We start from the raw sequence: 13,554 nt of genomic DNA, 5'->3' as shown, positions 1-13,554 counted from the left end.
GCTGGCCTCGTTCCGCCCACCTTTCGTCACGAAAGGTGGGTTAGGTAGCCTCGAGTTCCATTACCTTCACTGCCGCTTTGGCGAGAAATCCAGAACGGGTGTAACCATGAGCCTCGGCGAAGGCATCTATTCGCTGAAGAACGTCATCTGGTAGAGTGACGTTTACCCGCACCGCCTTTTTTGCTTCGGTTTTCAGGCCAACTAGAATGGCGACACCATCGCGGTTGACAGACGACGCCATAACCTCGGTTAGAGACGAGGGTTCTGGAATAGCCTCCCCATCTTCGACAAGCCCTTCCACATGAAAGGCAAGGGCCTCTTCGGCCATAACTCGCGCGTCATCCAAGTCCTTTCCTGCCGTAATCACGCCAGGAAAATCAGGAAAAGACACGCCGAAGTCGCTTTCGCCATCCTTATGGATAAGCCCAATATACTGCTTCATGTCTCTCACCTCAGTCTCAATCCGGACTGCTTTTCGATACTGCGCAGGGTGCCGATGGGTATGTCTCGCTTGGGGTGCGGAACAGTGACCCGTCCCGGTTTGTCGTTATGCTTGAACTGAGCATGACTGCCTTTTCGAGCAACTTCGAACCATCCATCGCCAACCAATCTTGCAATCATATCGGCGCTCTTCATGTGTGTATGAATACACACTTATCCTCGCGATGTCAATGAAAACTGGTCCAGGCCGAATCAGCCTGTATGACCGCGGCGGTCGCTTGGCGAACGCTGTTGTCGAAAGCAGTGCCGGTTCCATCGTGGTTCAATTCCCTGGATCATCTGGCTCGCGCTCAACGGCAACTCAGGCGATGAGGTCGCGGACTCAATGGTGCGGCCTGACGGCAGCCGGTTCCGGCCGATCAGCCGAGATCCATCTCCTCGACCATTCCAAACCTGAAGTCATTGCCCTGTCCAGAACCATTTTTCCGCTTGAACGACCATCAGATCTGGCTTAGCCTTGGTTTGAGAAAAGGTTTTTCCAAACATTTCCGATCGGGCTTGGCCATGTGCCGGGCCTCGCTCGGACCAGTAAGAGAAAACCTTTTCCCAGCTAAGGATTCTCGGCGCGATGCCATCGGACGATCTGCCTGTTCCGGTCTTTTCCAAGCCAGTCACCTTGCGTGACGTGGCCGCGCAGGCCGGTGTCAGCGTCGCTACCGCCTCGAAGGCGCTCAACAACCAGGGGCGAATGACCGGCGAAACGCGCGAACGCATCCGCGAGACGGCGCGGCGCCTCGGCTTCCGGCCCAACAGCCTGGCGCAGAGCCTGCTCCGGCGGCGCAGCTTCACTGTCGGCCTGCTCACCAATGATACCTATGGCCGCTTCTCGCTGCCGCTGATGTCGGGCATCTCGGACGCGCTGGTCGACAATGGCGTGTCGGTGTTCCTGTGCAATGTCGAGGAGGATCCGCGGCTGGGTCAGATGCATGTCGATGCCATGCTCGACAAGCGCGTCGACGGCATCATCGCCACCGGCAAGCGCATCGACCGCCATCTGCCCGTCGACCTCAGCAATCTGCGCGTCCCGGTGATCTATGCCTTCACGCAGCCCGATCCCGACGCCATCGCCTTCGTTTCGGACGATTCCGACGGCGCCCGGCTTGCTGTCGAGCACCTTTGCCGGCTGGGCTGGAAGCGCATCGCCCATGTCACCGGCCCAGCGAGCTTTGCCGTGGTGCACGCCCGCGCCCAGGCTTACCGCGACGTGCTGATCGAAAACGGCCTGCCGGTCACCGAGCCGCTGCTCGGCTCCTGGTCGGAAGCCTGGGGCCACGCGGCGGTGGCGCAGCTATTCGACGGCAAGAGCGAGAGGCCGGACGCCGTCTTCTGCGGCAACGACCAGATCGCGCGCGGCGTTATCGATGCCTTGCGCGAGCGCGGCCTGAACGTTCCGCGCGATGTCGGCGTCATCGGTTTCGACAATTGGGAGATCGTGGCCGAGGCAACGCGCCCGCCGCTGACCTCCATCGACATGAACCTGGTCGCACTCGGGCGCGAGGCCGGGCTGACCCTGCTTTCGCTGGTCGGCGGCAAGCCCGCCGCGCCGGGCATTCGAAAACTGCCGTGCCGGCTGGTGGTGCGGCAGTCATGCGGCCATCCGCTGGATGGCTGAAAACCAAGCGCCGCGCAATCGGCGCCAAGCCGCGGAGCGCGGTCAAACCTGGAGGAGGAGAACATGAGGAACCTGATTGCCAAACTGGCCCTGGCTGCTGCCGTTCTGGGTAGCGGTCTCGGCACTGCCGCCGCCGAGACGGCCAACATCTGGGTGCGCGCCGACGGCTCGAATTTCATGCCGAGGATCGTCGACGCCTACAACAAGGCGCACACCAACCAGGTCAAGCTGGACATCATCCCCAATGCCGAGATCATCCCGAAATATGGTGCAGCGGCCGCCGGCGGCACGGCGCCCGACGCGCTGTCGCTCGACCTGATCTACACGCCGTCCTTCGCCGCTGCCGGCCAGTTGGAGGATATCACCGACTGGGCCAAGTCGCTGCCCTATTTCGCCAGCCTGTCGCCGGCGCATGTGAAGACCGGCACCTACAAGGACCACATTTACGGCCTGCCGTTCTCCGCCGACGCCTCGGTGCTGATCTGGAACAAGAAGCTGTTCAAGCAGGCCGGCCTCGACCCTGAGAAGGGGCCGACCAACTGGGCCGAGATCGCGGCCGACGCCGAGAAGGTCAACGCACTCGGCGGCAACATCAAGGGCTTTTACTTCTCGGGCAATTGCGGCGGCTGCAACATCTTCACCTTCACGCCGCTGATCTGGGCGTCTGGCGGCGACATCCTCTCGGAGGACGGGTCCAAGGCGACGCTGGATAGCCCGCAATTGCGCGGCGCCATCGATCTCTACCGCTCGATGGTCAAGAAGGACCTGGTGCCGGCAGGCGCGCAGACCGACACCGGCGCCAACTTCTTCGCCGCCTTCGCCGCCGGCAATATCGGTATCTCACCCTCCGGCGCCTTCGCCATCGGCGCGCTCAACACCCAGTATCCCGATATCGACTACGGCGTCACCTTCCTGCCGGGCAAGGATAGCGGCTGGTCGTCCTTTGCCGGCGGCGACAATTTCGTCGTCACCAAGGGCACCACGAAACTGCCCGTGGTGAAGGAATTCCTCGATTTCGCCTATTCGCTCGAGGGCCAGACCATCCTCGCCAAATACGGCAGCCTGCCGGTGCGCGGCGACATCGCCAAGGAAGCGCTGAAGGATCTCGATCCGCGCTACCAGATCGCCGCCGAGGCCATGGCCAAGGGCCGCACGCCCTATTCGGTGGTGTTCAACGACCTGATCAACTCCGCCAACGGGCCGTGGACGCAGATGATCAACGAGGTCTTCTTCGGCGACGACGTCGACGGCGCGATCGCCAATGCGCAGGAGACGATGCAGTCGATCATCGACCAGGCGCCGCAGAAATAGCGGCGTCTGCCGGCCGCCCGCTCGTCTCCCTGGGCGGGTGGCCGCCCCAGCTCCCCCTTGAGGGGAGGATGACATCGCATCCGTCAATGCAGGCTATTCGACATGGAAGCTTTGAGACATCCGCTCGGCCTATCCAGCTTGGGTTCCTCACCCCCACGTGAGTGGGGGAGAGGTGGCTCGGCGAAGCCGAGACAGAGAGGGGGACTGCGCCCTACGAAGGCCCCCTCTCCGGCCGCTTCGCGGCCACCTCTCCCCCGCCTCTGGCGGGGGCGAGGAACCCAAGCTGGAATTCCCTCCTCACAAGGGGAACGGAAAGCAAGAGCAGAGCAGCCATGACCTCCCTCGCAACCATCACCGCGCCGCCCCGCGCCCGAAGACTCGTCGGCGCCGGACGGCAATGGATCGGCCTGCTCTATGTAGCGCCGGCCATCGCGCTGGTCGTCGTCTTCTTTCTCATCCCGCTCGGCATGACGGCATGGATGTCGCTGCACAACTGGCCCTTGATGGGCGAGCACAGCTATGTCGGCCTCGGCAACTATGTCGCTATCCTGCGCGACACAAGGTTCTGGAACGCGCTGCGCTTCACCGCCTACTACACCGTGATCGTCACCATCGCGATCTTCGTGGTGGCGTTCCCGCTGGCGCTGTTCGTCGAACGCCCACGGCCCCTGACCAATCTCTACCGGACCATGTTCTTCATGCCGGCGGTGGTCGGTTTCGCCTCGGCCAGCCTGCTCTGGTCATGGCTCTTGAATGTCGATTCCGGCCTGTTCAGCCCGGCCGCCTACGATCTCGGCCTGATCGACAAGAAATTCAACCTGCTGGCCACCTTCCAGCCGGCCTTCTGGTCGATCATCGCCATGGTCGTCTGGAAGGTCGCCGGCTTCACCATGATCATCCTGATGGCCGGCCTGCAGTCGATCCCGCAGGACCTGCAGGAGGCCGCAGTCATTGACGGCGCCGGGCCGTTCGCCAGGTTCCGCGCGATCACCCTGCCGCTGATGCGCCGCACACTGGCGCTCGCGCTGATCCTGTCGGTCGCCGGCTCGATCCTCGCTTTCGACCAGTTCTACATCATCCTGCGTGGCGGTCCGCGCAACCAGACGCTGACGGCCGTCTACTGGATCTTCAACCAGTCTTTCGTCTCGTTCAAGCTCGGTTACGGGGCCGCGCTCTCGATGGTCCTGCTCGTCGTCCTGGTGGCGCTCAGCCTCGTCCAGCTGTGGCTGCTGCGCAAGCCGGAGGGGCTCGACTGATGGCGCAGGCCGCTTCCCCCAACCGCCGGCTCCTCGCTAGCATCGGCGAGCATTCGACCGGCATCATCGCCTCGGTGCTGTTTGCGGCGCCGATCGTGTGGGCGGTGCTGTCGGCGTTCAAGCCAGCGGCCGAGGCACGCCTGCCGCCGCTGCCGCCCTGGCCGACATCAGGCTTTTCGCTGGAGAACTATGCCACGCTCAACAGCTTCGGCGACGGGCTCTGGGTCTCGGCGCAAAACAGCATCTACGTCTCGGTGATGACCGTGCTGCTATCTGTCGCCGTCAGCGTGCTGGCCGGTTACGGTTTTTCGCGATTCCGGTTTCCGTTCAAGGACCTGTTCTTCATCCTCATCCTATCGACGATCATGATCCCGTTCCAGTCGATCCTGACGCCCATCTTCCTGGTGCTGACCAAGCTTGGCCTGCACAACACGCTGACCGGCCTGGTCGGCGTCTATGTGACGCTGCAGCTGCCGTTCTCCATCTTCATGATGCGCAATGCATTCGACGCGGTGCCGCGCGAGATCGAGGAAGCCGCCCGCATGGACGGTGCCGGCAATCTCACCATGCTTTTGAAGGTGATGCTGCCGCTGGTCTGGCCGGGCGTCGTCACCATCGCGCTATTTGCCTTCCTCGGCGCCTGGAACGAATTCCTCGCAGCCCTCGTGCTGATGACCGACCAGTCCAAGTTCACGCTGCCGGTGATGATGACCGCACTGCAGTCGGGCCGCTTCGGCGCCATCGACTGGGGTGCGGTGCAGGCGGGCGTCACAGTCATGATGGTGCCTTGCCTCATCCTGTTCCTGGTCCTGCAGCGCTTCTACATCCGCGGCCTGATGGCCGGGGCCATCAAATAGACAGACCGAATGGAGTGAGTACATGACCGCATCGCCATCCGCAAAAACCGGAAAACCAAAGCTCGCCTTCCGCCCGCTGCCGGTGCCGCAGGTCGACGTGCACGGCTTCTGGGGCGACCGCGCCGACGCGGTAGCCACACGCACCGCCGATATCCTCTACGACCGCTGCGTCGAGGCCCGCATGCTGGAGCAGATCGACCCGGACCGGCCCTCGCCCGGCGTCGTCATTCCTTTCCACTCGCCCTCGCCCGACGAAGCCGACCGCCAGGGCGCGGAATTCACCGGGTCGACGGTGACCACGCAGATGTTCTGGGATTCCGATCTCGGCAAGACGATCGAGACCGCGGCCTATTCGCTCTACCGGCGCAAGAATCCAGAACTGGAGAAGAAGATCGATGCCGTCATCGACATGTACGGCAAACTGCAGCAGGAGGACGGCTATCTCTCGAGCTGGTACCAGCGCATCCAGCCCGGCAAGCGCTGGACCAATCTGCGCGACTGCCATGAACTCTATTGCGCCGGCCACCTCATCGAGGGTGCGGTCGCCTATTACCAGGCGACGGGAAAACGCAAGCTGCTCGACATCATGTGCCGCTATGCCGACCATATCGCGTCGGTGCTCGGCCCCGAACCCGGCAAGAAGAAGGGCTATTGCGGCCACGAGGAGATCGAGCTGGCGCTGGTCAAGCTGGCGCGGGTGACCGGCGAGCGAAAATACATGGATCTCGCCAAATACTTCATCGACCAGCGCGGCCAGCAGCCGCATTATTTCGACGAGGAGGCCCGCGCCCGCGGCGCCGACCCGAAGGCCTACCATTTCAAGACCTATGAATACAGCCAGTCGCACATTCCAGTGCGCGAGCAGGACAAGGTGGTCGGCCATGCGGTCAGGGCGATGTACCTCTATTCGGGCATGGCCGACATCGCCACCGAATATGGCGACGACAGCTTGCGAGTGGCACTCGACCATCTGTGGGACGATCTCACCACCAAGAGCCTCTACATCACCGGCGGGCTCGGGCCGTCGGCTCACAATGAAGGTTTCACCAGCGACTACGATCTGCCCAACGAAAGCGCCTATGCCGAGACCTGTGCCGCGGTCGGACTGGTGTTCTGGGCGAACCGCATGCTCGGCATGGGGCCGAATGCCCGCTATGCCGACATGATGGAACGCGCCCTCTACAATGGCTCGATCTCGGGCCTGTCGCTCGACGGCTCGCTGTTCTTCTATGAAAACCCGCTGGAAAGCCGAGGCAAGCACAATAGGTGGAAATGGCACCGCTGCCCCTGCTGCCCGCCCAATATCGGGCGCATGGTCGCCTCGATCGGCAGCTATTTCTACAGCCTGGCCGACGACGCGCTGGCCGTCCATCTCTATGGCGACTCGACCGCCCGCTTCGATATATCAGGCGTGCCGGTGAGCCTGACGCAGGCAAGCCGCTATCCCTGGGACGGTGCCGTCGAGATCACGATCGAGCCGCAGGCGCCGGTTGCGTTCACATTGCACCTGCGCATCCCGGCGTGGAGCACCGACGCTGCGCTCAAGGTCAATGGTGAGGCGGTCAAGTTGGCGGATGTCACCAGCGACGGCTACGCGGCGATCCGGCGGACATGGAAGAAGGGCGACCAGGTGCGGCTCGATCTCGAAATGCCGATCGAGCGGCTTTACGCCAACCCGCAGGTGCGCCAGGATGCCGGCCGCGTCGCGCTGTCGCGCGGGCCGCTGATCTACTGCGTCGAGGCGACCGACAATGACAGCCAGCTGCATCGGCTGACGCTGCCAAGGACGGCCAGCCTCGAAGCGCAGCACCGGCCCGAGCTTCTCGGCGGCGTGGTGACGCTGTCGGCTACAGCACTTGCCGATGCCGCAGACGGATGGCAAAGCGGGCTCTACAGGCCCGAACCGCCGGCCACGACAGAGACGCGCCTGACCGCCATTCCCTACTTCGCCTGGGACAACCGCGAGCCTGGCGAAATGCTGGTTTGGCTCAGAGATGGGTGAAGCGGCCTATCTCCTCGGCCACCAGTTCCTGCAATCGCCAAAGATTACGGTCGCGGATACCGCAGGTTTCGAGGTGACGGATGGTCGCGAACAGATATTCAGCGCCCGAGCCCCAATGACCGACGGCCGTGGCCAGCGTTGCCGCGATCACCTGCTTGTCGAGCTTGCCGGCATAACGCGGATTGGCGGGATCGACGACGAAGCCAAGCGCGCGGCATAGGCCGTCACCTGTCCTGACCCGCAGCCAGCGCGGCACGTTGACGGCGGGCAGAACGGTCATCTCGCGGCGCAGCAGCGCTTCGAGATTGGCCGCCACCGGTTCGGCGATCTCGAACACCATGCCCTGGCACTGGCCGCCACGATCGAGCGCCATCATCAGGCCGGGCCGCTCGACCGTGCCGCGAAAACGCTTGACGGTGAAACAGAAGGACCGATGCCAGCCCGTTGCCACCGCCCTTTCGCCGCCACGCAATTCGCCAACCGGATTCCACAACAGTGAACCATAGGCGAACAGCCTTGTGGGCCCCACCGGGGCCGAAGCCAGCACCTCGTCGCGGACGCGCGCATAGTCGGCGTCGGTCATGTAGACCATGCCCGGCGTCGGCCCGGCATCCTCGACCGCGCGCATGGTGCGGGCGACGAGCTCCTCGGTCAGCGCCATCGGCGCCTTGCGCGGCGATACGGCAGAAATCGGCTTGTTCATTTTCGCGCCCCCGGCCCTCTCCGCCATGTTTGCCCAAGGCAGAGGGATACTCAAGGTCCATGTGACCGGCGCGAAATCCGGTGACTGATGCCGGGCGTGCGCGATTTGCTCGCCCGGCTGCTGGTCTATTCTAGTGTTTGGTGCTCTTGCCGCCGATGGGAATGCGCTTTGTCCTGCTCTGCGCCTTCTCGGACTTCGGCAAAGTGACGAACAGCACGCCATTGCGGAAATCGGCCGCTACCTTGTCCTCTTCGACTTCGAAACCGATCGGAATGCGACGTTCGAAGCGGCCGTAGAACCGCTCGGAGAACTGACGTTCCTTGTCGTCGGTTTCGGCCTGTTTTTCACCGCGCAACGTCAGGACGCCGTCATCGAGCAACACCTCGATGTCCTTATCCTCCATGCCGGGTATCTCGGCCGTCACACGGATCTCCTTGTCCGTTTCGGAGATTTCCACGCTGGGCCAGCTACCGCCGGCCGAAGACAACATGGACGGAAGCCGTGAGCCGAAGCCGCGAAACATGTCGTCGACAAGGCGGCTCATCTCGCGATGCAGGCTCATGAACGGGTCCTGGTCGCGGTCGCGAAACAGGGTAGAAGCCTGGTTGGCGTCGCGGCTCCATGGCATTAGATCACGAATGGTCATTGCATTGCTCCTTTCTTGATCCTGGTTTTTGTTCGTTTACATGCCATGCTCCGGGGGACAATGTGCCGTCCGACCCACACCCCATTTGCGCTTTCTGTTTTTCGCTCCCTTCTGTTCCGATCCGCTCCACCTGGGAAACACCCTGGACCAGGTCTCGCGGGCCTTCATCGCCTCCGGCTACCTGGTGCCCGAGTTTGACGGCCACAAAACCACCACTCTCCGCGGCGCCGCCATGAAGCCGGCGCCCGCGTCGGCACCGGTATGATTGATTTGGGGTTTGCCGCGGTGGGGTCAAGATCCGATAATGCAATGTGATCGTAGAACTGCGGTGGCGCCGGCGCGCGTGGCGGTCACGGCGGAGGCCGCCGGCCGGTGCGAAATCCGGACACCGCGGAACGAGACCAAGTCTGAGGCGTTTTACTCAGTTGGAGGGCGTTATGAACGATGCGTCGGCGAAGCCCATCGGGCCGGTGCTTACATCGGCCGAACGGGTCAACACGCTATCGCATTTTCATCGCGCTGAGATCGCGCGCATGGCGGGGTGGCGAGATCGGCTCGACCGGACGACGAACTGGGCGATCACGGTGGTGGCGGCGCTGCTTTCGGTGTCGCTGTCCACGGCCAGTGCGCATCACGGCGTGCTGCTGTTCGCCATGCTGCTGATCCTCCTGCTGCTGTGGATCGAGGCGCGCCGCTATCGCTTCTTCGATTTCTATCGGGCTCGCGTGCGCCAGTTCGAGCGTCACTATTTCGCGCAGATCTTCTCCCCGCAACCCGACTTTGCCTCTGATTGGCTGCTCATCGTCGGCGAAGGCCTGCGCGCGCCGAAGTTTCTGCTGTCGCAGCGCGCTGCGCTGGCGCGCCGCCTGCGGCGAAACTACATCTACCTGTTCCTGATCCTACTGCTGGCCTGGATGGTCAAGATATCGACCCCCAGTCTTCAGGCCGTGGGCCTCAGGACCGGGTTTGTCGGTTCGCTTCGCGAGGCCGTCGACAGCGCCGCCCTTGGCCCCATTCCCGGTGTGGCGATCGTGGTCGTTGTGGCGGCATTCTATGCCGGGCTGTTCGCCATCGTCTTTTTCGTGGCCGGCGACGACGGCGAACTTTCCTTCGGCGACGTCCATGTTTGACGTCGATGTCTGGCGACACGCGGCTGCAACGCAAATGATGGCCTGCGCGTTGTGATGGTCAGTCTGCCGAGGCGTTTTGAGGGAATTCATGACCTGTCGATCGGCAACGACGTCACGCAGCATTGCGCCGGCCCTTTTGCTGGCCGTATTCGGTTTGGCGTCGGCAGGCACGACCTTCGCCGCGCAGCCGGCAGGCCACGCTTCGGGCATGGGTGGCTCGGCGGAGGGGGTGTTCGTCGCCGAGATCGTCTTGCTGCTTCTGGTCGGCCGGGGTGTCGGAGAGATCTTCCAGCGCCACGGTCAGCCGGCGGTCATGGGCCAGCTCATCGGCGGCATCCTGCTCGGGCCCTCATTGTTCGGCTGGCTGTGGCCCGACGCGCAGCACCTGATCTTCTCGACCGATCCGGCGCAGAAAAGCATGATCGACGCGGTCTCGCAGCTCGGCATTCTGCTGCTTCTGCTCTTGACCGGCATGGAGACAGACCTGCGCCTCGTGCGTCGGGTGGGCGCGGCCTGCTTTTCGATCTCGATCACCGGCGTCATCGTGCCCTTCGTCTGCGGTTTCGCACTGGCGCAGTTCCTGCCCGACACATTGCTGCCCAACCCGACGCAGCGCGTCGTCGCCGGGCTGTTCCTGGGCACGGCGCTATCGATCTCCTCAGTCAAGATCGTCGCCATGGTGGTGCGCGAAATGAACTTCATGCGCCGCAATCTCGGCCAGGTCATCATCTCATCGGCGATCATCGAGGATACGATCGGCTGGCTCATCATCGCCGTCACCTTCGGCATCGCCACCAACGGCAGCCTGCAGCTGCTGCCGCTGCTCACCACGGTCGCCGAGGTGGCGCTGTTCATGGTGTTCTCCTTCACCATAGGCCGCCGGCTGGTGTTCATGCTGATCCGCTGGAGCAACGACTCTTTCCGCAGCGAATACGCCGTCATCACCGTCATCCTCCTCATCATGGGCGTGATGGCGCTGATCACCAATCTGATCGGTGTGCACACCGTCCTCGGTGCCTTCGTCGCGGGCATCCTTGTTGGCGAATCGCCGATCCTGTCCGCCCACATCGAGGGCCAATTGCGCGGCGTCATCACAGCGCTGTTCATGCCAATCTTCTTCGGCATGGCCGGCCTGTCAGCCGACCTCACCGTGCTTGCCGACCCGACGCTGGCGCTGCTGACGCTGGCGCTGCTGGTCATTGCCAGTATCGGCAAGTTCGGCGGCGCCTTCCTCGGCGGCAGGATTGCCGGCATGTCGCTGAAGGAGGCAATCGCCGTCGGCAGCGCCATGAACGCACGCGGCTCGACCGAGGTTATCGTCGCCAGCATCGGCCTGTCGATGAACATCCTCTCCCACAACCTCTTCACCATGATCGTCACCATGGCCGCCCTCACCACGCTCGCCATGCCACCAATGTTGCGCTGGGCGCTCGGCCGCTTGCCTGTCGACGATGTCGAGAAGCAGCGCGTCGACCGCGAATTGCTCGACGAGCGCGGCTTCATCTCGAAGCTTGAGCGGTTGCTGCTGCTGGTCGACGACAGCCCGATCGGCAAGTTCACCGCCTACCTCGCCGGACTGGTTGGCGGCGGCAGCGGCATGCCGACCACTTTGCTCCATCTCAAGGATGGCAAGCTCGCCGGCCCGACCCGCGACAAGGGCCCGGAACAGTCAGTCAAGGAAGTGAAGAAGGGTGCGCGGAAGAGCGCAAAGGCCGTCAGCAAGGCCGAGGACACCTTGGTCGCGAAAGTCCATCTGACCACCCGCACTGAATCCGGGGCGACAGCCGCGACGATCGCCGAGGAGGCCCGCAAAGGCTACGGCCTGCTGCTGCTCGGCCTGGAAGACGCTTTCACGGTGAAGGGGTCGTTCACACCGGCGCTGAACGACATCACCGAAGGGTTCGACGGCCCGCTATGCCTGGTGCTGAAAGGCGCCGGATCCACCGGCAAGATGCCGGTATTGCGGACCGGAACCACCATACTGGTTCCCGTCAACGGCACCGAAGTGTCGCGCCGCGCCGCCGATCTGGCCCTGGCGCTGGCACGCCCGAATCGGGCGCGCGTGAAGGTTCTCTACGTCTCGAAGGCGGCGCGGCAAGGCGGGAGGATCACGTCCGTCTCGCACCGGCGCGAAGAAGCCATGCTGAAGGATATTGCCGATCTGGCCGTTCGGTATGGCGTACAGGTCGACACCGCAATCCGCACCCGCGCCACCCCTGACAAGGCGATCGCCAGGGAGGTCGCCAAGGGGGCTGCCCTGGTGGTGATGGGTGTAACGCAAAGGCCGGGCGAAGAGCTGTTCTTCGGCGATACCGCGACGGCGGTGCTTGCCGCCGTCACCTGCCCGGTGGTGCTTCTGGCCAGCGAACGCATCCGCTCCGCGGAGGCCAGAAAGGAGGTTACCGAGGTTGGCGCTTGATCTACACTCCGCCGGAAGACGGCATTCGAGCCTAGAAGCCGAAGAAGTGCTTGCCGATCATGTAGCCCAGCGCCGCCACGACCAGCGGGAACAGTGCCGGTGCGGCCTTGCTGAACACGGAGATCCTGGCGTCCTTTGGCGGCATATAACGCGCGTTGCCGAGATTCTTGGTCATGGCTACTCCAGGCGGATCGCTTGATTAGCAAATGCTTATTAACAGCATGGCCGCATTAACGGTTTGCAAAGAAATTAGATCGAATAGCCGACCATTGGCCGGGGGGGCGCAGGGTTGAACAAGCGCACGCCATGCGTGCGCAGTCGAACAGGCAGCGAGGCCTTTAAAAAAGAAATCCGGGAGCTATGTCGGACTGGCCGCCTCTCGTTCGTCCTTTGGCCATTGAACAAACAATCACGAAAGGATCTGGAATATGCCCGGCACCGTACGTCTGCACCGCGTTCTGACGACCAGCCCGCAGAAGGTCTATCGCGCCTTCACCGAGGCGGATGCGCTGGCGAAATGGCTTCCGCCGAACGGCTTCACCTGCACGGTCGATCACCTTGAGGCGAAGGTCGGCGGGACGTTCAAGATGGCCTTCCGCAACTTCACGACCGGCGGCAGCCATTCCTTCGGCGGCGAGTATCTCGAACTCGTTCCAGGAGAACGCCTGCGCTATACCGACCGATTCGACGACCCCAACCTGCCCGGCGAGATCCAGGTGACCGTAATCTTGAAAAAAGTGTCGGTCGGCACCGAGATCGACATCACCCAGGCCGGCATTCCGGATGCGATTCCGGTCGAGGCCTGCTATCTCGGCTGGCAGGAATCGCTCAGGAACCTGGCAAAGCTCGTCGAACCCGAGATCAATCAGTAGGCTGCGGCCGCCAGCTTTGGGTGTCGCACAAAAAGCGGCACGGAGAGCTTGACCAGAGACGGCGCATGTGGACCTTTTCCACCCAAAGGGAGGTTTGCATGCGACGTTTCCTGGCCGTGCTTTGCGCTGTAATCCTTGCCTCTTCGGCTGAGGCCAAAACGATAGTGTCCTGAAGGTTCTGCAAAAAGTTTTGGAGAGAGAACGGTCGTCGCGCTGAGGCGAAAGCGGCCATGGCACGCTGGTGA

At 63.0% G+C, this 13,554-nt stretch carries 14 protein-coding genes; 8 read left to right on the top strand and 6 right to left on the bottom strand.

Annotation, left to right across the window (positions count from 1 at the left end; genetic code table 11):
• Positions 1–40: 40 nt before the first annotated feature.
• Together NKJ90_RS29180 and NKJ90_RS29175 are read right to left on the bottom strand one after the other, a co-directional pair.
• Positions 41–442: a type II toxin-antitoxin system HicB family antitoxin gene (locus NKJ90_RS29180; RefSeq protein ID WP_023760013.1), complete on the bottom strand. Its 402-nt coding sequence runs from the start codon at positions 440–442 to the stop codon at positions 41–43.
• A 5-nt stretch (positions 443–447) separates the two neighbouring features.
• A complete protein-coding gene (locus NKJ90_RS29175) occupies positions 448–636 on the bottom strand; it encodes a type II toxin-antitoxin system HicA family toxin (protein WP_084025473.1) in 189 nt (62 codons plus the stop codon).
• A 433-nt stretch (positions 637–1,069) separates the two neighbouring features.
• Here NKJ90_RS29175 and NKJ90_RS29170 point away from each other — a divergent pair, with 433 nt between their 5' ends.
• The 5 genes from NKJ90_RS29170 to NKJ90_RS29150 all read left to right on the top strand — a co-directional run bounded on the left by NKJ90_RS29170 (position 1,070) and on the right by NKJ90_RS29150 (position 7,539).
• A complete protein-coding gene (locus NKJ90_RS29170; RefSeq protein ID WP_023760012.1) occupies positions 1,070–2,113 on the top strand; it encodes a LacI family DNA-binding transcriptional regulator in 1,044 nt (347 codons plus the stop codon).
• A 63-nt stretch (positions 2,114–2,176) separates the two neighbouring features.
• Positions 2,177–3,424, top strand: a complete 1,248-nt coding sequence (locus NKJ90_RS29165) for an ABC transporter substrate-binding protein (RefSeq protein ID WP_023760011.1) — start codon at positions 2,177–2,179, stop codon at positions 3,422–3,424.
• Positions 3,425–3,756: 332 nt separating this feature from the next.
• Positions 3,757–4,680, top strand: a complete 924-nt coding sequence (locus NKJ90_RS29160) for a carbohydrate ABC transporter permease (protein ID WP_023760010.1) — start codon at positions 3,757–3,759, stop codon at positions 4,678–4,680.
• On the top strand, positions 4,680–5,537 hold the full coding sequence (locus NKJ90_RS29155; RefSeq protein ID WP_023760009.1) for a carbohydrate ABC transporter permease: 858 nt from the start codon (positions 4,680–4,682) through the stop codon (positions 5,535–5,537). Before NKJ90_RS29160 ends, NKJ90_RS29155 begins: the two co-directional genes overlap by 1 nt.
• Positions 5,538–5,559: 22 nt before the next feature.
• A complete protein-coding gene (locus NKJ90_RS29150) occupies positions 5,560–7,539 on the top strand; it encodes a glycoside hydrolase family 127 protein (protein ID WP_023760008.1) in 1,980 nt (659 codons plus the stop codon).
• Here the strand turns inward: NKJ90_RS29150 and NKJ90_RS29145 are convergent.
• Both NKJ90_RS29145 and NKJ90_RS29140 read right to left on the bottom strand, forming a co-directional pair.
• Positions 7,526–8,242: a gamma-glutamylcyclotransferase gene (locus tag NKJ90_RS29145; RefSeq protein ID WP_023760007.1), complete on the bottom strand. Its 717-nt coding sequence runs from the start codon at positions 8,240–8,242 to the stop codon at positions 7,526–7,528. The genes NKJ90_RS29150 and NKJ90_RS29145 overlap by 14 nt on opposite strands.
• Positions 8,243–8,372: 130 nt before the next feature.
• Positions 8,373–8,888: an Hsp20/alpha crystallin family protein gene (locus NKJ90_RS29140; protein ID WP_031260414.1), complete on the bottom strand. Its 516-nt coding sequence runs from the start codon at positions 8,886–8,888 to the stop codon at positions 8,373–8,375.
• A 437-nt stretch (positions 8,889–9,325) separates the two neighbouring features.
• On the opposite strand from NKJ90_RS29140, the gene NKJ90_RS29135 reads away from it, so the two are divergent.
• Together NKJ90_RS29135 and NKJ90_RS29130 are read left to right on the top strand one after the other, a co-directional pair.
• Positions 9,326–10,018: a DUF2270 domain-containing protein gene (locus NKJ90_RS29135; protein WP_023760004.1), complete on the top strand. Its 693-nt coding sequence runs from the start codon at positions 9,326–9,328 to the stop codon at positions 10,016–10,018.
• 88 nt (positions 10,019–10,106) lie between these two features.
• On the top strand, positions 10,107–12,437 hold the full coding sequence (locus NKJ90_RS29130; protein WP_352487444.1) for a cation:proton antiporter domain-containing protein: 2,331 nt from the start codon (positions 10,107–10,109) through the stop codon (positions 12,435–12,437).
• A gap of 31 nt (positions 12,438–12,468) precedes the next feature.
• On the opposite strand, the gene NKJ90_RS29125 is transcribed toward NKJ90_RS29130, so the two are convergent.
• The gene (locus NKJ90_RS29125; RefSeq protein ID WP_023760002.1) at positions 12,469–12,612 is read right to left on the bottom strand and encodes a hypothetical protein; all 144 of its coding nucleotides are present in this window, start codon (positions 12,610–12,612) and stop codon (positions 12,469–12,471) included.
• 253 nt (positions 12,613–12,865) lie between these two features.
• Between NKJ90_RS29125 and NKJ90_RS29120 the strand changes: the two genes are divergently transcribed.
• Positions 12,866–13,309 carry an SRPBCC family protein gene (locus NKJ90_RS29120; protein ID WP_023760001.1) on the top strand — a complete coding sequence of 148 codons (444 nt, stop codon included), beginning with the start codon at positions 12,866–12,868 and terminating at the stop codon, positions 13,307–13,309.
• Here NKJ90_RS29120 and NKJ90_RS29115 read toward each other — a convergent pair.
• Positions 13,303–13,554: hypothetical protein (locus tag NKJ90_RS29115; RefSeq protein ID WP_352487442.1), on the bottom strand; the 252-nt coding region annotated here is incomplete at its 5' end. The genes NKJ90_RS29120 and NKJ90_RS29115 overlap by 7 nt on opposite strands.

The sequence above is a fragment of the Mesorhizobium sp. M0051 genome (assembly GCF_040323235.1).
GTDB lineage: Bacteria > Pseudomonadota > Alphaproteobacteria > Rhizobiales > Rhizobiaceae > Mesorhizobium.
This window is presented reverse-complemented; position numbering and strand designations above follow the sequence as displayed.

Coding starts and splice junctions, on each gene's coding strand:
- NKJ90_RS29180 (WP_023760013.1), bottom strand. CDS start 442: ATGAAGCAGTATATTGGGCTTATCCATAAGGATGGCGAAAGCGACTTC.
- NKJ90_RS29175 (WP_084025473.1), bottom strand. CDS start 636: ATGAAGAGCGCCGATATGATTGCAAGATTGGTTGGCGATGGATGGTTC.
- NKJ90_RS29170 (WP_023760012.1), top strand. CDS start 1,070: ATGCCATCGGACGATCTGCCTGTTCCGGTCTTTTCCAAGCCAGTCACC.
- NKJ90_RS29165 (WP_023760011.1), top strand. CDS start 2,177: ATGAGGAACCTGATTGCCAAACTGGCCCTGGCTGCTGCCGTTCTGGGT.
- NKJ90_RS29160 (WP_023760010.1), top strand. CDS start 3,757: ATGACCTCCCTCGCAACCATCACCGCGCCGCCCCGCGCCCGAAGACTC.
- NKJ90_RS29155 (WP_023760009.1), top strand. CDS start 4,680: ATGGCGCAGGCCGCTTCCCCCAACCGCCGGCTCCTCGCTAGCATCGGC.
- NKJ90_RS29150 (WP_023760008.1), top strand. CDS start 5,560: ATGACCGCATCGCCATCCGCAAAAACCGGAAAACCAAAGCTCGCCTTC.
- NKJ90_RS29145 (WP_023760007.1), bottom strand. CDS start 8,242: ATGAACAAGCCGATTTCTGCCGTATCGCCGCGCAAGGCGCCGATGGCG.
- NKJ90_RS29140 (WP_031260414.1), bottom strand. CDS start 8,888: ATGACCATTCGTGATCTAATGCCATGGAGCCGCGACGCCAACCAGGCT.
- NKJ90_RS29135 (WP_023760004.1), top strand. CDS start 9,326: ATGAACGATGCGTCGGCGAAGCCCATCGGGCCGGTGCTTACATCGGCC.
- NKJ90_RS29130 (WP_352487444.1), top strand. CDS start 10,107: ATGACCTGTCGATCGGCAACGACGTCACGCAGCATTGCGCCGGCCCTT.
- NKJ90_RS29125 (WP_023760002.1), bottom strand. CDS start 12,612: ATGACCAAGAATCTCGGCAACGCGCGTTATATGCCGCCAAAGGACGCC.
- NKJ90_RS29120 (WP_023760001.1), top strand. CDS start 12,866: ATGCCCGGCACCGTACGTCTGCACCGCGTTCTGACGACCAGCCCGCAG.